This is a genomic window from Mesorhizobium sp. M0051 (genome assembly GCF_040323235.1).
GTDB lineage: Bacteria > Pseudomonadota > Alphaproteobacteria > Rhizobiales > Rhizobiaceae > Mesorhizobium.
Genome location: NZ_JAMYUT010000025.1, coordinates 1 through 26,090, shown reverse-complemented (window position 1 = coordinate 26,090; position 26,090 = coordinate 1). Strand labels below are relative to the sequence as shown.

At 58.4% G+C, this 26,090-nt stretch carries 7 protein-coding genes; 3 read left to right on the top strand and 4 right to left on the bottom strand.

Annotation, left to right across the window (positions count from 1 at the left end):
• Positions 1-561 precede the first annotated feature (561 nt).
• Together NKJ90_RS23335 and NKJ90_RS23330 are read left to right on the top strand one after the other, a co-directional pair.
• Positions 562-1,980 carry a L,D-transpeptidase family protein gene (locus NKJ90_RS23335; protein WP_352486875.1) on the top strand — a complete coding sequence of 473 codons (1,419 nt, stop codon included), beginning with the start codon at positions 562-564 and terminating at the stop codon, positions 1,978-1,980.
• A gap of 263 nt (positions 1,981-2,243) precedes the next feature.
• Positions 2,244-3,161: an SGNH/GDSL hydrolase family protein gene (locus tag NKJ90_RS23330; protein WP_352486874.1), complete on the top strand. Its 918-nt coding sequence runs from the start codon at positions 2,244-2,246 to the stop codon at positions 3,159-3,161.
• Positions 3,162-3,207: 46 nt separating this feature from the next.
• Here NKJ90_RS23330 and NKJ90_RS23325 read toward each other — a convergent pair whose 3' ends face one another.
• The 4 genes from NKJ90_RS23325 to NKJ90_RS23310 all read right to left on the bottom strand — a co-directional run bounded on the left by NKJ90_RS23325 (position 3,208) and on the right by NKJ90_RS23310 (position 24,101).
• A complete protein-coding gene (locus tag NKJ90_RS23325) occupies positions 3,208-4,506 on the bottom strand; it encodes an SIR2 family protein (RefSeq protein WP_352486873.1) in 1,299 nt (432 codons plus the stop codon).
• A gap of 115 nt (positions 4,507-4,621) precedes the next feature.
• A complete protein-coding gene (locus NKJ90_RS23320; protein ID WP_352486872.1) occupies positions 4,622-5,233 on the bottom strand; it encodes a hypothetical protein in 612 nt (203 codons plus the stop codon).
• Between the two features lie 104 nt (positions 5,234-5,337).
• Entirely contained in the window at positions 5,338-12,852 is a 7,515-nt protein-coding gene (locus NKJ90_RS23315; protein WP_352486871.1) for a hypothetical protein, read from the bottom strand.
• Between the two features lie 5 nt (positions 12,853-12,857).
• Complete coding sequence (locus tag NKJ90_RS23310; RefSeq protein WP_352486870.1) at positions 12,858-24,101, bottom strand: hypothetical protein; 11,244 nt, start codon at positions 24,099-24,101, stop codon at positions 12,858-12,860.
• 1,149 nt (positions 24,102-25,250) lie between these two features.
• On the opposite strand from NKJ90_RS23310, the gene NKJ90_RS23305 reads away from it, so the two are divergent.
• Complete coding sequence (locus NKJ90_RS23305; protein ID WP_352486868.1) at positions 25,251-26,006, top strand: S1 family peptidase; 756 nt, start codon at positions 25,251-25,253, stop codon at positions 26,004-26,006.
• Positions 26,007-26,090 lie beyond the last annotated feature (84 nt).

Below are 26,090 nucleotides of genomic sequence, written 5' to 3'. Positions count from 1 at the left end.
CCCGAACGCAAGTAGCCAATTAATAATTCTGTTTGGCACAGTTGAAATTCGCCACAGCTCATGCAAGGCTGGTTTGGCTATTTGGTCCGAAGGTATTCCGGCCATGCATGTAGTTCATGTGACGTCTCAATACGAGCCGAGAAAACATAGCCGAAGAATTCTATGGATTCAAGGATCTACTCAACGCGTGCCCATTTCCTGGCGAGGAATTGGTCAAATCATCGCAACCTCTGGCCAAATTGCGCGGTGGTCAAATCTGTCTCGACACAATTTTTGAGCTAGGTACCGATGGCAGGCAGGGCGACCGCGACTGGCAGAAGTTGACACGCTCCATACGCCGGGGGCCAATATCTCGACGCGACTACGTTCCCTTACCTTTCCGCAGCTACTCTGCAATCGAGCAGACGGCCGTGACAATCGTTTCCGCGGACAGATCGGCACGCGGGATCGAAAGGACCAAGCCACGTTTCTGCATGTGAAGGCAGGACGCTCTTTAAAAGTACCGAGCGTGGAGATTGCCTGAAGCAAGCTGGCCGACATCTGGTCTAGGAGGAGACCGACATGGCAAAAGCACTGCCTAAACTCATTTCAACCCTGAGCAATTCGGTCCACAATTATTCTTACAAGGTCGACTTCGGAACCGTAGTTGACGGCGGATGGTTCAGTGCGTCGCCTGATGATGTCGCTGTAAGGCGGTCGATCCGGACCAATAATCCCGGTGCACTCAATGCCAGGCCGTGGCAACAGAAGCGGCCGGGCTATGTCGGCGAGACACCTCCTGACAAGAAAGGCAACAGGACTGCGATCTTTCAAACCCCCGAATGTGGGGTCTCAGCTTGGTACTACTTGATCGCCGACCTCTACGGTTTCGGGAACGTCGGCAGTTTCTCGATCACGGCACTGGCCAAGAAGTATGCAGGGCCGCATGCTGCGCAAGCCGAGATCCAGGCTTATGTGGATGGATGGGCCAAATGGTCGGACCACAAGCTCGACGGCAACACCAACATATCGCTCGCTTCGAACGCCGACATGCTGCTGCTGGCCCACGCCATGTTCAAACATGAGGCGCAAGGAGGCATGCCTTTCAGCGACAACCAGATCCTCAACGGGATTGATGCCGAACGGAAGCGGAATACTGTGCCAGCGCGCCGCGTGAGGGTCACCGACATCCTGCCCATGATTATCGACAGCGGAGGCTTTGTTGCGGAGGCTTATGAGAGCGGGCTAGAAGCTCCAATCCTTGCGTTGGGAAGGTCGACCCTAGAGCGTTCAGGCCCGCAGAAGCTCCGTGAATGGCTCACGGTGTTCGCGGCCGTTTCGGATACGCAGTTCGAGGATCCTGCCAACATTACTCTCGAACTCTACCAGAAGGATAGAAATGAATTTGAAGAGGCACTAGAAACGCTGTCTGTCGACGTTGTGTTCGCGATACGAGAGTTTATTTCAGGGGTTCAGGAGCCGCCTCTGACCTGGAATCAGTTGAAGGCAGGCTCCAAGCAGGCTTCGGATGCTACTGACCAGATGGATCCGTTGGTTCGGAGTTTGCCGGTATTGGCCACCTTCAAGATCGACCAGGCTCTCAACGAAATGAATGTGGTTCGTTACACCGGCAAACTGGCTGTCTACGATATGGATGGCAACCGCGTTGGCGAATACAACGCAACCACGGGAGGATTTGCGGCGAACTACAAACGCAAATATGGTCCGACGCCCCCTGGCTACTTCGTCGTCAGCAACTACCGCAAACGCTCTGAAAGCTGGTGTTCTCGCCACGGCATAGGTTTCACGTTCGACATAGACGAAGTCATCCCGACCGGCACTCGAGGCGATTTCCGTATTCACCCCGACGGCCCTCCGCCTGGCACTCACGGGTGCGTCGGCATTGTCGAGGACGGCGACACACTCAAGGATTGCGCGGTGAAACTGAGGGAGGCCTTGGCTGCCACGCAAGGATTCCGCCTGCACGTAGAGTATGCATGAGCAACCTTCTGCTGCGACGGCGCTGAGCATCTCGGTATCACGCGTCGGACTGCTTACGGGTGGCCATGCGCTTGGCCGCCTCGCTCGATCCATGCCCGGCAAATCACGTTTTCAGCGATCTACCACGGCCAATACCGATTTTGCATAACAGCCTGATGTGGATGATAGCGCCAGCGCGATGGTGAGGGTGACTGAGGGGAGCCCTAGAGGTTGAGGATCAAAAAAGGAATTGTACGCACGTTAAGCGTTGGAGGAGGCTCGCAATGAGAAACAGCGATAGGCTTGCCATCAAACTGAACGAGACACGGCTGAAACTGCTAGAAGCGATTGAGCGCGAACAGCGCGCTGAAGACAAGCGCGCCGAGGCACGCATTGCTGCAGCCGATGCCCGCGCCGAACGCGCGCAAAGAAGCGGCAGGGCCTTGGTTGCTGATCCCTTGCGCCTTCTGGCGATTGGAGATTCCTGGTTCGACTATCCGCTGCTCGATAACGGTCCGACCTTCCAGCACACGGACATTATCCAGCAGTTGCAGGATGTAGGCACACCCAAGCCGATCATCGTTCCTGCCAAGCATTGGGGCTACACATCCGTCGTGGAGCTGTCGCTACCGATGCAGAAGCGCATCAAGACAGCGCTCCAAACCAAGGACAAATGGGGCCGGCGCGGCAAGCCGGATGCGATTCTCATATCGGCAGGCGGAAATGACATCGCTGGGGACGCATTCTGCATCTTCATCAGCAATCCGCCCAACCCGCCTCTCGATGACGCGAGGTTCAAAAAGGCCATGGGCATGATCGAGGCGTCGTACGAAGAGCTATTCGAGCTTCGCAATTTGTACGCCAAGAACGTTCCGATCTACGGGCACTGCTATGATTTCGCGATCCCGAACAATGTTCATCCCGCTTGCATCGGACCTTGGCTGCATCCTGCATTCGAATTCAGTGGCCAAACCGATATGACTGCGAATACGAAGGCTGTGGCCGATGCCTTGAAGCTTTTTCGCGAATTGCTGGGCCGCCTCGCCAACAAAAAGGCGAACCGATTCACTCTGCTCGAAACACAGGGAACGTTGAAAATATCAGAATGGGCCAATGAACTTCATCCGAAGCGAGGTGGCTTCAAGAAGATTATGGAAATCTTCAGAGCTCGGCTCGCTGCCGATTTTCCTGGGCGGATTTAAGTTCTCTTTCTACCACGTCGCTTCGCGGCAAGGCGACAGAACATAGTTAGCGTCGGCGGAACCAATCCGGTAGATTCGACTGAAGCGCAAGGTCAAGCTCGAGTTGCGTTCTTTGTTCATCCGCGGCGACTCCCACTGTGAATGCGCCATAGGCCACACAGTTGTCGAGGACAGCTCTGCCGTTCGACGCGTGTACGACACGGACCGGCGGATCAAACGTCGGATGAAGGTGGAAAATGACATCGCCTTCGAGCGGCGCTGAATCCGGAAGCGATTCAACCACGAGACTGAAGACGAGAAACTGGTTGCGGTTTCCGCCAGGTTTCCGCACAACCTTCAGACGACGGCCTCCGGTCTCAGCCAATCCGCCCCATTGACCTTTTTCGGGGTCATTTGGATCACGGTCCAGACGTCTTGAGAATTGCTGTTGCCCCCCTCCCCCAAAAGGTTCAGAGACATTTTTGGGCCCTTTCGTCTGCGGTGACAGCGCCTGCAGAAGGTTCAAGAGGTTGGCGTATTTGTCTTCGCCACTCTTGGCCAGGCTATAGAAAACGGGCTCGACGCCAAATTTTCCCCGCATGCGATGGCGAAGGGCCTCTCGCTCAGGTTCGGAACCGTAACTCATGAGTGCATAATGACAAGGCGAGCGTGTGCGGAGCCTGGCGGTAACCTCACGCATCAGATTGCCGAAGTCAGGATCCGACATCGAGAACCCAACAAACACGACAGGATTTGTCATAAATATAGCGAGCAGTTTTCGGCGCGCATCATCGCTCTTGATGTAGCGTCGAACATACGATGTCTCAGTAAGTATCGCATGTTGAGGACGGCTGTATCGGCCATGTAGGTAGACTACGCTGCGGGGCTCGCCTGTCCGTGAAAGGCCGATCAGAAACCTGGATAGCGCATTCCCGTCCTCCCAAAGAACGGCCGGCGCGAGTTCATTCATCTGATGCAATGCCAGCTCGATGCAAGGGTCGTAGTTGGTGGTCAGAAAATGTCGAAATGGAATCGCCGCGATGGTTTGGTGTGGCTCGGCGAGCACGATCGGCGGTCCAAAACGCTCTTTGATAAATTCGGAAAAGGTCCTTTTGCCGAGTGTCTTTGAATGAAATTCAGCCTCCCAAGCGGCATCGCCCTTGAGGGCTTCCGCGAGCTGATGAATCCGCGCCGTCGCTCCCGCTTTCTTGCGAAGTTCGATCATGAGGTCCGGCCAACTAGGGTAACCCGAATTGATGCTCGCTCCGGATCCGATAACAGCCAACGGAGGATGAGCGCTTGAGACCAGTGACTTAAGCGCCTCAAACGCCGTTCCGTCTTCAAACGGAGCAAACGGTGTGTCCATTAATCCCTCCCGACAGTTAATGCGACGATTGGTTCAGGGATGGACCTCTGAGCGCGGCTCTTTCTTTTTCTGGATCAACTGACAGCTGCCCGCGTACCGCCCAAAAGCTCGTATCCTACTTCTTCTCGAAGGCCACGTGCCAGATGATATGGCCGCCTTCCTTCGTGAGTAGCTGCTTGAAATAGGGAAGCTTCCTGATGAACTTCTCTATCTCTTCCGCATGATTTTTTGGCGGCAACATATCAAATGCCTTTCCAGTGAAATGGGCCGAAAAGCCCTCTTTCTCTGCATCGCTCCAAGCCGACATAACACTGTAGAGACCGGCAGAAATCTCGGCAGCAGTTTTGGCGCCCGGATTGTCATCCACCCATTTCTGAAGTTGATCACGCTGCGTGCTTGCCTTGTAGGTCTTCTCTATCCATTTCGGATCTTTCACGACATTGTTGGCCATCGCGTCCGCCTGAGCCTGAATGTCGCGTCGCCCACTGGTGAAGACCACATCTGCGGGATACGCTGCCAGCAGCGCTACGGCGCCATCCTTGGCATAGTCCACCAGATCAAGATCATCAATCGAGAGCCCTTTGGCGGTTAGCTTGTCTAGAAACAGGTAGCAGTCGCAGCGCAATCGCAGATGCCTCGTGCGCGATGCACCTGAAGCCTCTTTTTTCTTTGGGACGATTCTTGTTGCGGCTTTCTTTTCTGGCTTTTTCTGTGCTGCTTTTGCCATGTGCGTTTCTCCTTCGATGCCAGACTTTCGTCCTCGATCCCTGTTCCGGTGACCTTTGCTATTGCCCAAAGCTGCTGCCTGACGACTTCAAGTTCCAATCGGCCCTACCCATTCGGCAATTGGGCACCACCCGAGCGATCGAACTTGATCAGTTCGATCTTCCACCCAGCGCCGTCATCGCTTTTGCCGGCCTTTGCATAGCGCCAGACGAACAGCGCCCTGCGCCGTACATGCTCGAGAGCTAGGTCTGCAAGCAAATCGGGAAACTCAATCTTTTGCGGCAACGGTCCTGCCGCGTGTAGCCTGACTCGGGCCAGTGAAATGTCGGCAGTTGTCTCGATCACGGAATACACCGCTGGCGGCGGCGCGATGACCGGGTCGGCGACGATGTCGACGATCAGAGCAAAGCTCTCGAACAGTTTTTGGTCGAGGACCTTATCTGATGCCGGTGTTATGGCGATTTGCAAGCGATCACCCGGCTGCAGCGCGCAGGGTGGACTGGGCGAGATTACGCCGCTGTCGTTCGGCTTAAGGACCATTTGCTTCAGCGGCAGCTCGACGACCGAGGCGGCGGCGACAGTGTAGCTTCCACTTGCCTGCGATCCGGTTGCCGTTACCAACTGTTGTGGCGGTGGCTGCGTTACGCTTTCGCCCTGCGGAGGCAGCCGGAACAATTCCACCTTGAATTCTGGGATATCTTGCAGTTCGGCGAACGTTCCAAGCGCGGTGTCGATAACTCCACCTGCAAGGTAGAGCGTTTGTTCGAGGTCATATTCGCGCCGGTCCGAGGAGACAAGAAACGGTCCCGCCAACTCGGGCGGTCGGCGCGATGCGCTCATGGTCTGACTGGCCAACTGCCGGTCGTATGACGGGTCGGCAAACACGACGGTCGTTGTTTTGACAGGAACCACGCGTCGCATGCCGGGATCGAGCATGAGCGGCAAAAATACTTGCGCGCGCGGGCCCAGCGGCAGGTCTCTTTTTTTATCTTGGCCTAGCCTTTCAAGTTCAAGCAACAGGCGGATTTTCGTGTCTGCAGTCGCGGCTGACAAGGCGTCGCGTGCATCGGCAAGTCTGGCCACTTCGAGATGGAGGATCGGAACAGCGGAAAGATCGAATTCGAGAAAATTCGCAGACGATTTCTTGTCGTCAGTAAAGCTTATTTCGAGGTTTAAAGCGTCAATCTGCAGCTTGCCCGTTGCCCTGACATGCGGTTCCTGGCCACCGTCTGGATTGAAGACGGCCGCGGTCAATTTGACGTCAAGCTTGCCGTCCCAGTCAGGGCCCAGGTAGGCTTCCTGATTCTTGACCTTTCCGTTCCTTGCCTTATGCCCGACAAGGTCAAAAATCACCTTGTCATGCCGTTTGGGTAGCTGAGGCTTGCCGGTTTCGTATCGGACCACGTCTGCGGCGCCGTCGAAGACATTGAACGGTGGCTGACGGCCGGTGCCAAGGTCCAGGTCGGTCAGCGACACGTAGGTTCGCCGACGATAGCTGATCGTCAACTGCTCGATCCCTGCGTGACCCTTTTTCAATTCGTCGGGCGTGAGTTCGTCGATAGGCAATACCGGCGAACGCGGGTTGCGCAACTGGTGAGCAGCAACTGGCCCCGAATTGGCCGGACGACCGAATCGAGGATCATCGGGATCGAAAGGCAAACTGTCGCCCGGAACCGTCAGCGACGCGACAGCCGCCTCCAATACGCCCGGTCTGCGGCCGATCGTGGCTCGTTCGACGGCCGGTGGCAGAGTCGGTGCACTTCGTAGTTCTTCAACCTCCTTCTTTGGCTTTCCACGGTCACTTGGTGACTTGGACGACGACAACGGCTCGTCCAAGGCGGCGGCCAACGAGGGAAACGTGGGCGCGCGCCGTCGGGCTACAGCCGGCAAAAGGTGCCGCGCCGTCGGACCATCGAAAGTGATCGGCAGGATCGTATCGGCCTTGGTTCCGTCAGGAAGATACTTCGCGGTGCTGCGATCATAGGTGATATGGTTGGCGAAGCTGAGATACAGCGCCTCCGGCGGCGGCAGGTCTGCCGAAGCGCTTGTGGATTTTTCTCCCTTGCTTGTCACCGCAGGTGCATAGGCCGGCCAGCCAAACAGCTGGAACCGAGCTGCGAAGCCACTGTCGTGACCGAGCAATGGCATCTCGTCTCCCAGGGCTGGCGTAAGCTTGGAAAGGTCGGTGGTCGCCGTATCCGAGGGCCATCCCAGGGCGGCGGACGGCGATAGGTCGGTCCCCGCCCTGGTGAGGGCTTTGCCGGGCATCGCGCTCGCATCCAGACCAGCCGGGACCGGGTGCGGTGTTACGTCGGGACTGCTCAGTCCATCGTCGATCTCGACAATTGCTACAAGCGCTTTGCGATCAAGATCGATCGCAGCCTCGATCGCCTCGCCGGGTGCGATCTCGGACGTTGGCAAGACGCGTCGATAGGCGGATTGGGTTGTGATCCTGGATGCGGACAGCGCGGTGATGCTCGCAGTTCGCATCGGCTGCTCGGACATATCAGATGTCGAAAGGACAAAGGCAATTTCTTCAGGCATCGTCCGCGTACCGACGCGACAACGCAAAGCGGCGACCGCAGGCGCCTTGTCATTGGCCTTGGTGAGGCGGGCGGCCAGAATAGTCTCGGCAATCCATTCGAAATCCTGCGCTGGCGAATGTGTTCTGGCCTGCGCATCTATTTTCAGGCGAGCTTCGATCGCCATCATTGCCCGGAGGAAGAAGGGGGCAGCCTTGTAGTCCGCCTTGTCCATCGGCGCCGCCTTCCCCTTATCGGGCAGCCACTTCTCGAAGTAAGCTTGCTCGACCGGAATCGTCAACTCAATCTCAGCAGCGTCGCAAGCCAAGCGTACGAAACGGCCTTGGCCAAACTGGTCGACGATCTCAGGCTCCGAGAAGCCGCGTCCGATCACGGCAGTTCCGACAGTGCCGGAGCTTGGCATCGGGGTGGCAGGCCACAGATCAGGCGCTGCGACCCTCCAGACACCGGACGCTATGTTGATAGGATCAACGCCATCCATCATCAGCCACGGAACAACGGCGGCGAAATCACTGGGGGGCATGCCCTGCCACCCTCCGTTGCGTGGGACCGCAAAAAGTGTGGATGCTCCGCCAAGCAGCATCGGCAGGTCTGACTTGATCCAGAGCTTGTCGGCCAGAAGCCTGTCATGAAAACCGGCCGCACCAAAGATCAGTTGAATGATGCCGGCATGCCCGTCCTTTATTGTCTCCGTCCGATAGGCGTGATCGAGGCTGCGTGGCGCGAAGCTATAATTCATAGCCTCCATGGCCATGAGCGAGGGGGTGGTGATTGCGGTATGATCGAGCGTCGTCCAATGCGCTAGCGCCATTTCGCCCGCTTGCAAGCGGTGATCCACTATACAAATCAATCTGACCGGTTCCCTCACGGTCGTCACCCTGACTTCCACATCGAGGACCTTCGTCAGAAAGCAAGCGAGCGTGTCAGCCAGGATGCGGTGCCGGTTGAATTTCACCGTGACGTGGTGGTCGAGCCGGTGATCGGAGTCGTCCAGAATGTGAATAATACGACTGCGTTCAGCCGCGGCCTGATTGGCGTCTGCGGGACTGAGCCATTTTTCGGGCAGAGGCTTGCCGTCCACCGTTTGCATCTGTCCGACCGGCCAGCGGATCGGGCTCCGTGAGGTTCGGCTCCATGTGAGTTCCAGCGTATGTTGTCTAACGCTTGCAGTAGCTATCAGTCGGTGGTCGATCCGATTCCCGTCGTCGTCGCTGGCGACGACGCGCATCCATGCTGTCCGCATCTCAATGGGATTGAGTTTGCCATCTTTGACCGTCACGTCGCCGCATACGAAGGCCAAAGCAGCGACAACAGCGAGTTTGTTTCGCGACCGCAGTGAGAAGAGTGGCGAACCCCCTCTAAGGCTGAGTTCTTTTTGACCATGTATCGCGCCGTTGTCGTGGTCGATTTGGATCGCGTCGGCATTTGCCGATTGCAGGTCAAGCCAGGCAAACGAAGCTGGCTGGAACTCAGCAAGGGGCTCGCCTCCTGCCTTGTCAGACCTTACTGAGATCGGTCCGCTTATTACCAGTGTGCTGTTCGAACTGTCGACCTTGAAAACGAGCGCAGGGCAGAAAGCGACATGCGTTTTCGTGGTCGTTCCCGACTTTGGCGCTTCTACTGTCGCGGTGAACCCTTCATCAGTCGGCGTGACCTTCGCAATCAGCTTGAGATCCGACCCGAAAAGTCGCAGCTCGATTGCCGCGTTCAGACTGCCAGCCGGTTGCGCAATATCGATGGTTGCTGTGGCCGCGACCGGCTTGGTGAAGCGGTACGACTGCGGGTCGTCGCCCGGGTCGGAGAGCAGCGTTTCGATGGTGACATTTGGCGCAAACTTTTTTTTATCTTTGATATCCTCGTCCGCGAGTTCGACAGTGCCGTCGGAATTGCGGGTCATATGGATCCCGGTCCAGGCGTAGCGCCAATCTGAAGTGCCACGGGTCAGCGCGAGTTGCAGGAGGTCCCCATGCTCATAGATGTCGTCGGGCCCGAAAGGCCCGCCCGGGTCATTGAAGTCGCGGTCGAGTCGCATCGATCCGACCACATTGATCGACTTGATGCGGGTTCCGTCGAACGTTGCCCGCAGCAGGCGCAAAGGGCGGAAGACAAATGGACCCCAGCGTATATCGTGGCGGCGGACGCCCGTTTGCTCGGCGTCCTCGAACAGACGCCATTCATGCAGCGATTGTGGAAAACTGTCCTGGTCGAATGCCTGACCTACGGCTCCGATGGCTGCTTCCACCGGGTTCTTCTTTCCATCAAAAATCAAGCCGTCGAGCGGCAGGTCGCGGGCGAAGAATTTCAGCGCCTTCGCAAATTTCCACGGGGCGGCATCTGCGGAAAACGACAGCGGCTCGGCCGCAGACATCGTCAGCAGCGACAAGTCCCTTGGCTTGATCGCACCGGATTGCCAGGTCCGCAGCCTTGCCTTGCGGACGCCATCGGCAGCATCGGCTGCAACGCCGAAACCACGGGAGTCCCAGCGCATGCTGTCATATTCGTAGAGATTGGCTGCGTAGCCAGCGATCTTGATCGGCTCGTTGCCCTTGGCAACGAGCTCATCCCCTTTGACATCGAATGTTGCCGGACCAATTGTCTTGTCACCGCCGAGACCCTGAACCGCAGCGTCGAGACGGAACGCCTGGCCGCCAAGGAAAAATTCACCATAGGCGTCCCTGGCCTTGGCGTAGACGGCGACGTCAGCGGACCATGAATAGGTCTCAACCAGACCGACAATCTTCTCTGCCTTGTACCTGGTGCCTTCGGACAACCACTTCGCAACAAAGGCCGACTGGGTGCGGGTCAGCGCCATGCGCCGTCGATTGGCATCCCAAATCTTGTTGAGCCTGGCAGGCTCCAGCGCCGTCGGCACTGAGATCGGTTCAACGTTCGATCCGGGCATCGCCTGAGCTTTTTTCGGCGGGTCTGACCAGGCAAACAGCTCGTCCAGGATGGGCAGGTCGAAGCGGAGCGCCGCCTGCAGTTTGAACGTCCCGAACTTGTCGAATGCGTTGGGAAAGAACTCGGCGCCGGCCAGTGTGGTCGAGATCAGTGTGTCGTCACGAAACGAAGGCCGAGTGGTGTCAGCGTATAGTTTCCACCACGTTTGGTTTACACTTGAGAAAACCGGCAGATAGTCCTTTTCGTCGGCGTAAGTGAGCGTGAAGCCGCCGCTGACCGTCCGGGGCACCAGGCCACGCGACACCGAGGGTTTCGCGGCGGCCGGAAGACCACGCGTCAGCGGATGGTTGGTGACGAACGCGCTGTCTGCGGGCGGCAACCATGCGATGACATTTGGATCGGGGTCTTTTGGATCCTGGCTGTCTGGTGCCGGCGTGACCGTCGCGGCCATGTCTGCGGTGAACCTGCCGGTTTTAGCGTCCCATGTAACGTCGCCCTGCAGATACGGCTCGGGTGGCGACCAACCAAACCATAGCGGCAGGTCGCGCGTCGCTGCCGGCCCGCCTTGCAGATTGGGCAACGCTTCGAGTGCGGTCGGACTGCTTTCGCAGGCGAACAGGAAGCCGACGAGTTGTCCCTTCGGCGTCTCCGCTTTGAGTTTGGCCGATCGAGGTTTTGCCGACTCCCATGCAACGACGAGCTCGATTCCTGCAGCGTCGTCCAGCACGAGGCCCCGCATTGTCTCGCCGCCCTGTTGGACATAGACCCGGCCGCTCATCGCCGATAAAGGCGGAGGCTTGGCGGACGCGCTGGGGATTGGTGGTGGCGGCGTCAGATCGGGTAGTGCAAGCTGCACCACGCCCTCGGCGACCGGAATGAAGACATAGGGAGCGTGATCGATCCTGTCGTCCATGGCCCGCGCTGCGCGATACAGGGGCAGCAGCCGATCGGCGATCGGTTTTAGCGCAACCTTGGCGCCCTTGCCGCTTTTGAAGTCGACCACCTCACTGCCCCAAGGCGTGACCTCCTCGCCATTGCGCGTGAACTTGGCACAAAGCTCCGCTTTCGAGATCTTCGATCCGGCGGCAAAGTTGACGTTGAACGCCGTTTCGCTCTCGCGCCGCCAGGTGACGTTCTGCGCGAAGATCATCGCAAGGCCCTGCTCTGCATCTGGCAACTGGCCAGTGGTCTTGACGCGAACATCGATAGCGTTGCGATCGATGACCATTTCGAAGTCGCCGCTTGTGGAACCTGCGACCGCAACCAGCTTCAACTTCCCGCCACTTTCGTTCAATCGCCACAACAGCGGCGGCGCCAGTGGGCGCCTGTCATAGCGCACGGCGACCGGTGCGCCCGCCGGGTCGAGGCCGGCGAACGCCGAGGCGATCCCCGCCTCAACCGCATCGATAGCAGGCTGCGATGCCGCATCGACGGCGCGCACGAGGCGCAGAAGGTAACCCGACTCTCCGGTTGGCGTGACATCGCATTCGAGGCGGAACACCGCTGCAATCGTCAAAGTAGCCTGATCGGCTGGACGCGTCGGATCCTTGATCCTGCCCTGGAACTCTATGCCTTCGGGCGTCAGAACTGCCTGCAGGTATCTGGGTTTGCTGCCGACAAGATCGACTTCCAACCCGTTGAATAGCGACTTATCCTTCAAGCCGAGGAACGTGCCCAACTCGTTCGGCGTGTTGCTTGCGTCCTCGGTAAGTTGAATCTCGACGCCATAGCGCCCCTCGACCAGTCTGAATGGCGACGCGTAGGCGAACTGATCAGGATGATCCGGCCAGTCCTGGATCGGCGTGACGAGGAGATCGCTGGCATCTTCCTGCTGTCTGAGCGGCGCCCCTGCCTTGCCCACTGTAAGAGACCGACTGCCAAAATACACCCTTGGGCGCGCATAGACGCGAAGCAGAGTTGGCTGGACAAACGGTGCGAACGTGGTTTCCTTGCCATCTTTGTCCTTGGCTTTGATCTGCCGCTTCTGGCCGTCGAGCAACATCGATCGTAGGCCAAAGGCATTGACCACCACCTGGGATACACTGTCGCCCTCGTGAGCGAACGAACGCATATCGGCAACGTAAAACGCCTGGGGCCCGCCGCCGACGATCCTTGCCATTGCCAGACCTACCACCTGCAGGTCGTCAGTGATCGGGTTCTTCGAACTGTCATCCATCGATTTCAGCCTCCGATGCGGCGCGCAAACGGGTGAGTAATCGGCACCTCCGGCCCCTTGGATGCAGAGACGGCAGGGCGACGGCCAGGTCCAAAAAGCTGGGTTTCGGCCATCTCCAGTACCAGCAGGTTGAGCTCAACGGCGGGGGTTGCACCACCGTAGTCCGCCGGGTCGAACTTCCGCAACTCATCGTCCGTCGGTGGCCGCCTTATGATGATCGCGCTGATGTCGCCGATCATGGCTGAACCGAGGTCCGACAGCGCTGCCCTGATGTCGCTGTTCGTTGCCGAGTCCAGCCCGATTTGCAGGCCAAGACCGCTGTTGTCGACAATCCCCTGACCGCCCTTCGCTGCCTCGATCAGCTGGATCGCCTCGGGTGAATCGCCGATCTTGCGCAAGCGCGCCAGCAGTAGATCCCATTGATACGCTCTTGGTTTCGTGGTCCACGACACACTCACTGCTGCCAGCGCGCCAATCGCGGGCGGCAGCCAGCCTTTCGGGGATGGCAGATTGCTGATCACTTTCTTCAGGATCGCACCCTGGTCTGCGGTCACGGCGCGAACCATCACTGGAAGCTGCTGCGTCACAAGCACCGCAACAGGCACCCGCCACTCGTATCCGGCTGGTGCCTTGGGCGGACGCGGGTTGGTCGCGTAGAAGGTCCCGGCTCCGGTTATGATGGCGTGGCTCTGGTCCAGCTGGAAACGACTGCCCGACGCCTGAAGCAGATAAAGTGGATCAGTCGTCTGCTTTGGCTGGCTTGCCAGAACGTCAATCTCCTGTACGCGGGCAAGCGTCTCATCCTGCGATCCGCTCTTTTCGGAGATGATGCGCAGAACTGTTTCCATGGAGATTCGATAGCTAACTCCGGGCTCTGGTAGATGCGTGACACGTTTGAGCGAATCCGGACAGTTTTCGCCATGGGATCCGAACCAAAGCCCGGCCTCATCGGCATCCATGCAGTCGATGAACCGGAGTGCGGCTATGTCAAATGTAATGACCGGAATTTCGAACTCTGGCAGCAGCGGCGGCCCTTTGGGATCAAACGGGTTTGGTATGGCCGCCACGAAGCGCCTTTCGACTGAATATTGATGTTTCTCTTTCGCAATTTCGCGACCGCCAGAGTCCCCCGGCAGGAACGGCCACGCAAGCTCGTAGAACCCCTCCTCGAAGGTCACGGACGCCTGTTCCGAGACGACGATTCCAGCTGCCGCGTGAACGAGAGCGTGCGTGCGGAAAAGGTAAGGCAGCTGCGTCGCAGTTATCATCGTCGACCCCAGCCAGGCGTCGGGCACACGCCGTCGTAGATCGACCAGCCGCTGCTCAGCGACGGCACGGTCTATTGGCATCTTTTTGAGGTCAAGTCGTTGGTCGAGTGACCCGAATGGTGCCAGCGCGTCATATCCACGGTCGCCGTGCTGATACCTGATGGCGTCCAGCCATAGCGTGTGGCCAAATTCGCGCCAGAAGCCGACGGAAATATCGAGTGGCGCCAGCAGCGCGGCATTTCGCCTGTTGGCCTGCGCCAACACCATGTCCGATCCGTGGGCGACCACAAGCTCGAACCGGCCAGGCTGACCCTTTCCGGCCGGCTTGTGGGTAGCCGTCGACAGGATCACCGGTTTTTCCAGCGGTTCGGTACGCGGCAATGTTGTGTCGACGAAATAGGTCGTCCCAAGATCGTCTCCGCCGCGATTTTCGAAGGCCCCTGTCAGTCCTTGTTCCACGATGTCCTGTCTGGAGATCTTGGTCTGAACGGCGTTGGCCCAGTCGTCATACCGGCCATAGGGCCGCACGGCGAATTTGCGCCGTGCGCCGCGCTGTTCGACATCGACGACGGTCATCGACAGCGTTCCGGTGTCGCTGGGTGCGCAACGGGAAAGGCCCGGATCGGCGATGGTGCCGAGCGAGAAAAAGATCGCCTCCCGCGCCCGGCGGCTGCCCCTTGCCTGTGCGTTTGGGCGGCCCCAGCCGGGGGCGCAATGTTCGACGAAGCGGGTCCAAAAACGAACGATGCGATCCGCCAGTTCCTTGCGCCCGGAAGCTGCGTCCCGCTGCTGCTCTTCACTCGCGTTTGCCGCTGTCGACAGCTGGAGTGGATCAAATCGCCGACCGACATAGTAAGCCAGGCGCCGGACGCCCTCATGCGGATTGACGCCGGCGGCGTCCGCCGTCGGCCTGAATAAGGCATCCGACCAGTCTTCCGCCGGCAAGGCTTCGAACTTGCCGAATGCGTGCTCCGAAGTGGCCATCTGTTGATCGAGCGACAGCATCACCGATGGCTGTTCGATCGCCTCGAAACTCCATTCCCGATCCTTGGGCGGCTGAACGCCCAGGCGTGCTTCGAGATTCTGGTTTGGATCATCGATCGGCAACTGTTTGATCAGCACCTCCCGGACGACGGCAATAATGAACCTTTTGCTGCTCGTTGTTTCAATTGCGGGCCAAGGCTCGAACAGCGTAATCTGCGGCGTGTCCTTGTCCAGCCGCAGGGGTTTCTGGGCAACAATGCCGCCGGCGACGCCAAGAATATCGTAGCGTGCCAAGGCGTCGCTACCGTCCTTCTTCGCGATGGTCCATTGTGGACGTTTAAGGTCCTTGTCTGGGGAAGTAAGAGCATAGTAACGCACCACCGGAGGTACGGAGAAGCTCGCCGCTCGTCGATCCGGATGCGGGCGCAAGGCTATCTGGGTAACCGCGAGCATTGAGCTCTCGATCCCGTCAATTTCCTTTTCGCTCGTGGGGTTGCGCTGGCCTCCGTCGAACCAGCTCAGCCTGGCGTTGCCCCACGGCTGGGTGAGGATGTCGACAAATGGCTGACCGTTGTCGCGCAGTCCATCGTCGTACCGTTCGAGTGCCCGCGCGAATGCGGCTTCGATGCGCTGAGAAAGGGCCACCTTCGAGCCATTGCCGAAGCGGACATAGTCTTTTGCTTCAGTGTCATACAGCCGGAAACCTGCCGCCAGGCCCAGGGCGCGCAACGCGCCCCAGCCAAACGGGTCGCGCTCGACCGGCGTCTGGTCGACATACGCATCAAACTCGGTGGTTGTAATATCGGGGTCCGCGTCACGCGAGACGGCGTAGCGCTTGAAGATTCTACCATTGGATGCGGCAAGTCCATCGGCTGCCCAGCTGTCATACTGGATGAAGGCAAGTGTGTCGGCGATGATCGGGTGCAGCCTTGGCATCAGGTCGATGACAGTCTCCTGGGTCGCCACGACGCGAGGCTCCCTGGTTTGACCAACAAAACGGACCGCCTCAAGTCTCAGCATGACCTTCGCGAGATACCCGGGCTCGCCAGCACGGCGTTCCAGCGCGGCTTGCTCCGTGCCGCCATCATCACTTCCGTTTGGAGCAAGGCGCAGGTTCTGCAGCAACCGCCGCAGTTTGGGCACAGCCTGCCCTGTGATCTCGGCTAGGGAGAAGGTTACCTCGAACCGGGCCTCTTGCGTGCGCTGCGGAAAAGGCACGCGCTGAAGCTTCTTGTCGTACTCTCCCCAACTCTCGGAGCGGCTGCCCTTTTCCACAATGGTCCAGCCAACCAGCACACGATTGTCCGTACCCGTGATTTGCTTGGCCACCTGGTCGTCAAGAGCCTGCCACTCAGGTATCGAAACGCGGATGGCGTCGGGCGTGCCGCCTGCAAACAGAGACGATATCAGTCCTTCGTCCGGGTCGGGCATAAGGGACCGGCGTATCGAGGGCTGGGGGAATATTGCCATTGTCTCCGCGGCCGAATACCAGCCGGCCTTGCGTGCCCCGCTGGCTTGCTGACCTGACGCCGCGTATTCAAGGCGCAACGTGTCGCTTGGATAGGCAGCCTCGATACGGCTGAAGTCGCCAAAGCCGGCCGGATCGAGACCTCGCATTGTCGCCGGCAGCAGCGAAACACGCCCCAGTGGCTGCGCCATTTCTTCAACATCGTCAACGAGGCCTTTGACGTCGCGATCGGTCAGTGTCTCCGGATCGACGCTGAACACCTGGAAACCGGAAATCCATCGATGGAGATCGGCCGGGGAAGCCTTGCTGCCGACCAATTCGAGCGACTGGGGCCGTGCATTCCACTCCAGTCGCGTGGCAGTGCGCCGGCGTGCGTCACGTACCACCTGGAAGGGTGAATTGCGGTCTGTCAGGTCACCTAGCTTGCCACTGGCGGAAGGCTGGACGATGTCCACCCTGCCACTCTCTACCCGCATGTCCTGCCGCTTCAGCGCCGCGAACTGCAGTTGAACGGGCCGTTCCAATACCTCGACTACCGACGAAAGGGCCGGGTGCCCGCCGTCCATGCCGATCACGATGTTGAGCGTTAGCGTTTTCCATTCCCCGCGCCGCAGCAAGTCAAGTTTTTCGGCCTCCTTCTCTGGGGGCTTGTCGCGGTAGAGACGGGCCAGGAAGACGCGATGGCCAGTGCCGGCCTCGGCTTTCGCAGGATCCTGCACCGCCACGCCAAGCGACCAGAACAGTCTCTCAATTTTTGAACCATCGCCAAGGACAATTTCCTCCGCCCCCCTGGACACTTCATGCACGGTAGCCACGTAGGGTCTGATGTCAAAGTCATCATCGTTCAGTTGGTACTCGGCAACGATGTTGAGAGTAGGTTTCTTGCCGTTGATCTCGAGCACGAAGTCGGCCACCTCGTCGGGATCCATCCTGTCGATCGCTGCTTGATCTGGACGCCGCCGCGCGTCATCAACCGCATCCGCGCCATAGCCACCCGATGGCGCCACCTTCAGCTTCTGGACTCGCAGCAGATAGACGTGCGGTGGCTCTTTCTTGTCCTTCGGCGACCCGCTGTCTTCTGGCAATGGCCATTCAATTATCGCGCCATTGACGGCGGGCTTCAGCATCACCAGCAGGGCGGCTGTCGCTGTGTCTACCTTCTTTTCAAAAGGCGTCGGCATCTGGTTATACGCGACCTGTAGTGCAGCCTCGCGCGGCGAGCGTGGCGGCACGTCACGCACGTGATAGTCCTTGATTTCATAAATCTCCCCGCTGTCCGAGGTACCCGCATTGTCCACCGGCACGATCTCGTAGGTCAGCTTCAGGTTGCTGATGTCTACATTCATCGCGCCCGCGTCCTCAGCCGTGCCCTGCCCGAGAAGCAGCCGGCGCATGGCTTCCGGTACTGCTTCGCCTGGCCGGCCGGCTTCATCGATCTGCGATCGCAGATCATCGATGAACTGGAATTCCTTTTTCACCAGGCGAGCGCGCTCCGGCTCCATTTCCGATGCTGCGAGAAACTCGATCGCGGAACCACGTTTCACCACGAACTCGGCGCGGAAACCACTTTCCGCCACACCGACAACGACGCGCCGAATCCGATAATGCTTCAGGTGGAATTCAGGATCGTGATAGGCGCCCACCGACTGACCCCAGTCCGGTTCCAGATCCCAGTTCAGCTTGACGCCGTTGTCCGCGAACACATGAGCAGGCGATAGTTTCGGCTGCCGCTGGCGGAACATCCGCGAGGGATGATTGAACAAATGGACCATACCGAGCTTGGTGGGGTTCACCGTGTCGCTCTTGAGAACCGTGAACCTGCCAACTGGCGGCGCGATCTCTGCATCACCATCGAACAATTCGGCGATCGCCGTTTCGCTAAGCACGAAGGTCAGGTCGAAATCTCGCGCATCGATGTCTTTGTCGCGTCGCACTGGCCAGACCCCGTCTGTTTCTCCTTGCGCGGCAATCGTCGCCGCGGTCTCGGCTACCGCCGAAACAATGGCCGAACGCGCCTCCTCGATTTCCGCCTCGCGTTTCAGCTGTCCGGTCAGATTGGTTCTTCCGCGACCGATGCGTCCCAATTGTTGGGCCGATGTCTTGGCACTTTCTGAAAGTTTGGTGAGCTCTGGTTCGATGACCCGGGCTGAAGGCTCTTCCGGGGCAAATTTTTCATCAACAGTTTTGCCAAGGAATAATGTGTCCAACAGCTGGCCAAGTCCGAGCTGATCGTCACCTTCTCTGGCAACAACGGCATTTAAATTTGTATAACTATCAATGACGGCCGGGACTCCGGCTGAAACTTTATACCACTCTGTTTTTTTATTTGGCCTTACCTGGCCAATTTCCAGATATTTTGCCTTTTTTATTTTATCAACATTTATTGCAATTTGATGTCCGGCGTATCCAAGCTGGCGTGTTGCCGTGCCCGCGAAGAAGGTCGCTGCGAGTTCGTCATAATTGAGCGTTCTGATTGGATTTCCATCGACCGATGTATGATCCCGAGGCAGCAACTGCATGACGTACCATGGGTCTGCGTCGTCGGCATTCGCGCCGTCGGGGCGCACCGTCGGGAACAGGACAGCCCAGAAATCAGTCTGACCGATCTCTCTGCCGTTGTAGCTTTTTGTATCCTCGTCAGGCTCCCGCGGAAGTGGCTCGCTGCCGATATCCTCCTCCACGGTCGTGTCACCAATCTGGGCAACCTCCCTGCGTGAGGGCTCGGGCTTGGGGTTGGTCTCGATACGCTGGCCATCCCTCGCCTTGTCGGGAATTTCGGTCGCCAAGCCCAGCTCCATAAAGCGCGCGACCTTGGCCCGGGCGTCCGCCAGCTTGTCGTTGTTAAACGAAAAGCCGATGCCAACCGAAAGCGTGCGGCCAAATGCACACACGCCGATCGATACTTGCGCCCGGCCACCAATTCCTTTCGCGCCGATCACTGCTTCCAGGGCGACTGAGACCGCAAGATGAAGGGAGAAGCCCACAGACAGGCGGATTCGATTGCCGAAAATCTTGAAGCTGATCCACACCTCGACGCTCACATGGACGGCCACATCGATGCGCAGGTAGCCATAATAGAAGGATTCGCCGAAGTTCTTCAGCGAGAGATAGGACAACACTTTCGCCTCGATGGCGAAATTGGCGCGCGCAACGGCCGCCGCGCCCAGACTGCTACCGCCAACGCGACCTTCGAGGTAGACAGAGCCATTCGCCCGGAATGCAATGCCGTTAAGCAGCGAGGCATCCTCGATGCGGTGGATCAGACCGCCTGAAAGCGACAGATAGAATTTGCCGCCGGGCTCGCCGAGCGAGAAGCCGAGTTCATAAGGCCAGCCGAGCTCCGCATGGAACAGGCCTGGCCGAATGTAGAGCGTGGCGGAGAATCTGGTCGCCGAGATCGCATCAGCCAAGGCTTTCGGCAGCTCGGGGTGGTTGCCGACATAACCCTTCCCGTCAGACAGGAAGCGGCCGAGGAACTCCTTGCGCGGGACCGAGAAATAGAGGTAGCCGCGCATTGTTGGATTCGACTTCCAGGGCTCGTTGAGGCCGCTGGAAGCCCAATCGTTGTAGTTGACGCTGACCCAGGCGCGAATATTGATCAGGAAGGTGAAGTCGGTGCGGAACGCAGCGACGATGTCGAACAGCAGCGGATTGGGCAGATCCTTTTCGCCCTTCTCGTCGTAGCTGTCTCCCTCAACCGCCGACAGGGCGAACATGCCGCGTAATGCGAGCGTTAGGTCGCTGTTGTCGTAGGTCGGCTCCCAAGCCTGGAATTGATACAGGTTTCCCTGGTATTTCGAGACGTCATCGAGAATCTTGACCAGTTGCCGTGGCGAGGTGGCTTTCTCCGCCCGGTTGATGCCCGCGATAGTGTAGCGGTAACCAAAGCCGAAACCAGCCTCGCGCAGATAGATCGTGCCGACGGGTGTGCGGATGGGCACGGCGATCTTGTTGAGCTGGCCGTAAAGAAAGAAGGAGTGCTTCGGGTCCGGGTAGCCGTCCTTGCGCAATTCAAGGAAGCCCATTGCCGCGGTCATTGACGCCCAGCCATCGATGTCGACCTTGCCGTTGGCCAGGAAGCCGTCAGCTTTGATGTCGGCGGGCAGCGTTCCCGGCTTGTACAGGTCAGGCAAGGAGCCATCGACCGCAATTGCCGTTCCTTCAATGTCGACGCCGCCTGTCCGGATGCCGACCGACAAACCGTCAAAGCGTATCCGTGGCTTTGAAGAGCCGGTCTTTGGCCCGGTGAACCACAAGCCGTGGAACTCAATATCCGCGCTGATACGGTTGCCGGTTTTCAGGAAGTGGACCTGGCCTGAAAGATTCATCGCCGGGTCACCGTCGAACTTCGGTGAAGCCGGATGGAATCCGAAACCCTTCAGGTCGAAGCTGAAGATGTCGAAAAGGGAGATTTTCTTTGGCGGATCGACTTTTACCTGGAAAGAAATCGAGCGAAGGAGCACCCGCGGATCGCTTGTAAGCGGAGCCTTGTCAAGTTTGATTGTAACGTCTCTGAGGTTCTTGAGAAGGCCGCTGGAATATTCGTTGCCATTAGGTTTGAAGACGGCGCTGCCAGTCAACAGGAAGAAAAAGTGATAACTTCCCTCATAACGATAGTCGAAGCCAAGTTCTGTAATCGTCAATTCAAAACGGGTTGACGAGCAGCGGATCGGATCGCCACTTTTGTCAAGCCGAGCCGTTGCCGATTTGACGATCACGCCACCGTCGGAGTCGGCGCCGAGCTGCAGCGCGATATTTGCGTTGGCCTCGCCGACCAGCGCCGACGGCAATTGACCGGCGCCAGCGAGGGAGCCGCCGCCAAATCTCGAGCTCTTGATCGAGACCTGCCCGGATGTGAAGCGGAACGGCACATCGACGCCACCAAGCTTCACTGGTTCGGGCAGGACCTTTGCTTCAAGGTCGATGCCCCCGCGGCCGATCCGCAGTGTCGGCACCTCGAACTGCAGACCTTTGCCGCTGGTAGAGACCTGGCCGAACGACAGATCCGCTTTGGCCTCGTCAGCAAGGCCTAGGCTCTCGTTGCCATGCGATAGATCGAGAACGAACTGCGGATAGGTTTCTTTCTTCTGGTTCGGAACCTTCTCGGTGATCGTCAGGGTCAGGCCCAGCGGATGGTATTCCTTGTCGGGGCCTTTGATGATGATCCTGTCGCCGCCAGTGACCTTCATTGACAGGTCGCGTAGCGATGCGCTGACGACCAGATCAGTTGCGGGGACGAACTCTTCGTCGATGTGAATCGCAAGCGTCAGAGCGACCTGCGCAGAGGTCTTGTCGCTGCCGAAAGTCGATTTGACATCCGTGATCTCGATTCTCTGCTTGAGCCTGTCGATGAAACCGCCGCCGCCGCCGGCATCGGCCTTGGCAAACAGCGACAGCAGCCGCGCCTTGAGGCCATCGTAGTTAAGTTGCAACTTGAAGATTGCATTGGGATTCACGTCATCGCCAAGCTGTAGTTCACCATCGCGCAGCAGGCCCGTCTCTCGGATGGCCACGGCAACGCGATTGCCAAGCCCTAAGTCAATGTTCTTGGTGTCCGGTTTGTCGCCGACGAATGTCTGGAATAGCCTGAGCTGCCCGCGCTGGACGGCAGCGATTACGATTTCAGCGGCATCGTCCATCACCGTCATCGGGGTGGCTTTAAGCTGAACGAGCCGCGGTGGGCTTTGCCCCTGCACGCCGTCCTTGTCGATTGTGGTGATGGCCTGCTGCGGACCCGTCTCCTTCGCCAGCCAGAAATCGGTGGCGAGGGATACGACCGAACCAGTGGGCTGCACGACAATGCCGGTCCAACTTTCCGGGCCAAGGTCGATTACCAACGCTGGCCGGAGATCTGCAGCCATTACGAAATCAAAGCCGAGTGCGCTTGTCGTGACGTCTTGCGCCGGTTTGCTGTCGTCGCGAACTGGCATGATGATGATCTGCCGCAAGCGGTAGGTCTTCGGATCCAGCCGGACCTCGACTGCAATGTGCGAGATGATTTCGTTGCCGACGTCAGACCCAAGCCGGACCAGTTCCTTGACAAGTTGCAGAACGGCCTCGAGTACTGCCTCGACCAGACCTGCGAGCAGGCCGATTGCCTCCCCTGCCTGCCCTGCAAGCCACTTCGCAGCGCTTGCCAGCATCTTTGCGAGACGCTTGATCACCTCCATGACCGACGACATGTCGACATTCGGCGCCTTGGCCGACGGCAAGGGGATGGCACCCACCAGCCTAATCAATTCTCCCAGTTGCTCCGCCGCAGTAACGATCAGTGCGATCGGATAAGGCTCGACGATGGCAAGTTTCGTCAGGTTTGTTGACGTCTTGCCGCTGCGTGCATCGTAGGTAATGACGATTTCGAAACTCAGTGCGATGCACGTGGACGGGTCGTCCGTGGCTGACACTACGAGCTTCTTGCATTCGAGCTTCGTTGCAAGAACGACGTTTTCAAGCGATTTCCCCCCGCTGAATTCGAGGTTTTTGAAAGTCGGGGTCGCAGTTAGAGGCTCGCTGATATCGAACTGGAACGGGGGGACGCGAAACGACCTTGGCGCAATCGTGATTGGTGTAACTGTCGGAACAATCGTCGCTGAGAAATCAAACTTGGGGTCAGCGTATTGCAGCATGACCTGCTGCAATTTGCAGAATTCGGCTTCGCCATACTTCAGGGTTCCGTTGCCTGGCTGGCTGGTCGCAACGGTGATGTCGCCTTGCTTCAACGTGACTGCCAACTGCGGCTTTGGATCGTCCCAAGTGAAGTTGAATTTTTCAAAGAACGGAGGGAGGGTCAGCGTGAACAAAGACGGCAGAACATCGTCGAACGTGGTGTAGGCAGGCAACGCGAGCTTTGGCAGCTTGATCTTTGGCAGCTTCAGGTCGAATCCGGGCAGGGTCGGCAGTTCAAAATCGATGCCGACGTCGATCCAGTCGGCAAGCGCAGCCTTTTTCACCTCAAACAGAAGTGCCAGCCACCCGCCAAACTCCAGCGCATTTGCGCTTTGGGTATAGGTGAGTTTGATTTCGGCGGCACCCTGGGCTCTCAGCAGCCAGACGTCCTTGCCAATCGAATCCAGTCCGTCGACAAGCGCCGCATTCAACCATACTCGACCATCGACCAGTGCCACGCCGCCTACGGTGGCGACTCCGAAGAGGGTCTGTTGGGGATTGGCGGTCGCGTCGGACAGTACGACAATCGGCTCGGCCAGTCGGCGACGCACCTTGTCCTTGAGCGCCGCCCATTCATCCTCTGCAAGCTCCTGCAGCTCTTCGCGGCTGCGAATGCGAAAACTACCTCTGCCGTCGCCGATCAGCAGCTTCGTCGGCACGTCAACTTTGACGGAGTTGGCTTGGTCGGCAGTCAGCGTTGTATTTATCGGGTCTTCGCCCAATATCTTGACTTCAACGACTATCGTCGAGATCGTAAAGACGCCGTTTGGCTCCAAGGTTGGCTTGTCGCCAACTGCGGTTACCTTCAGCGAGTCACTGCCGCTCGCCACTTCCGCCAGGATGAGCGTCAAAGTGTCTGCCAAGATGGCCCCCGCAGCGCCACTCCCAAAGCATTGGCTGCGCGGACGAGGTCGTCAAACCACCTCCGCGCTCCAAATCAAGCAGCTTGATCGGAGTAAAAACAATTTGTTTCTTGAACTGCCGATGAAATATCATCGTCCAGTCAGGCGGAGCAGATTTACCCATACTACCTCTACTGTCAACAGCTATCGGCTTTGTCGAAAATAGTTGTTGACTGGGAGGGCACGCTTGTAGCGCTACAGTGCTACCATCAGGGCTGTGCGGCTTGGGGATTCCCAATCGGGCGGCCGTATGTGCACCATGTCCCTTGGCGCTTCCAACAACCGGGCGATGTGCTTGGTTGGTGCTGATGGTCCGCGTTGTTGCGGGAAAAACTTGCTCTCAACATCGTTTTGCAATGATCTTGTCAGCAAAAGCCGGGCTCGACAGCTACAATGAAATGTATGATCTTCACTTGGTGACTGGTGAGATGTCTTTCGAGCGGGAAACAACGCTGGGCCACGCAAAGTGAGGGGGGGGGCAAGTGCCAAACGTGGCAATTTCGGGTCTGGTGCTGGGACTAGTTACGGGTCTGCTTGTTGGATTGTCGACGAGTCCGGTTGCAGGGGTTGCGGTTACCGGATTGGTGACGGTTGCGGCATCGGTTCTGACGGTGGGAGCCGACGACAACAGCATCCTCACCGCGCGGTGGAAGCATTTTCAACGCTACGCCATAGCTTTCGCGGCAGCCCTCTTGGTCGGGGCATTTGCCGGCTACGGAATTCGGCAACTGCTTCCTAGCCCGGCAGATGTCTTGGCGGCTAGGCTCAAGGAGCTAGGCATGACTTCGACCGAGGTGGCCAAGCCGTTGCAGCGGCTGCGGGCGCCTCGGATTCGCCCAGTGTCTTTCTGGGGACGGGCATCTTTTACGGCCAAGGGGCTATGGAACCTGGAACCCCTGAGGCTCCGCTTGCGCCCGAGGTCAAGGATCTCTGCCCGAGCCTCGGGCTCTTGCCATGGTCGAGTGATGTTCGGGCCAAGATAAAGGGTTTGTCGGCGCGAGTTGGCGCTGTGGAGCAAATCGTCACTGACGCGGAAGCATCGCATTACACCGGCCAGCAACTCACCTCTCTGGAATCGCTTCTGGCCCGCGTGCTTTGCGGAGATAGGTAATGCTGCAACCCGCAATACGCGCTGCGCTTGTTGCAGCCGCTCTGCAGGTCGGGGCAGGCGGGGCGAAGGCGCAAGTCGTGCCGTCTTGGCAAGACGAAACGCTTAAGTCGATCGCCCGGATAGAAACACAGCGCTGCGTCGGAGAGTGCCAAGATCCGGAGAAGGATCGTTGGGTCAGACACGGTACAGGCTTTGCGGTTCAACTCCAGGGGTTCGACCAGCCGGTTCTACTTACCGCCCTGCATCTGGTCGCAGGGGCAAATTCGATAAGCTACCAGTTCACGGAAGGCGGTGAGAACCGCACAACAGCTCTCGTGCTTGCAATCGACAAGGGCAATGACCTCGCGGTCTTGCAGCTCACAGGTGCGCATCGTCCATTGACGATTCAAGGACAACTCCCATCAGACAATCAGGTCATTGTCTACGGCTACAAACTGGGCGATCACCATCCGGAGTCTGACCAGGGGCTGGTCAAGCTGAAGGCACCGCAAGCCCTCGGAAACGCTCCCCTTGGCCAGGATGCAAAAGAAGAGATCAACCGGCTGGGTTACCCCAGCCTTGGTATGTCGATTGTTGGATTAGAGCAGGTGCTAGATCCAGGCGACTCGGGTGCGCCGGTGTTCAACTCGGCTGGACAGGTGGTGGGAATGGCGCAAGGCGGCATCCCAGGCTCGCAGTTATCCTGGATGGTTCCAAGCGCTACTTTGAACTCCCCACATTTTGGGAAGGATGTTGCGGCGGAACTCGGAATCTAGGGACTGTCAGGAATTTTGTGCATGAGGCCGGTTCTCGTCATTGGCTGACGAACCTTTCGCCGAAGACGACGGCGAACTGTGTCC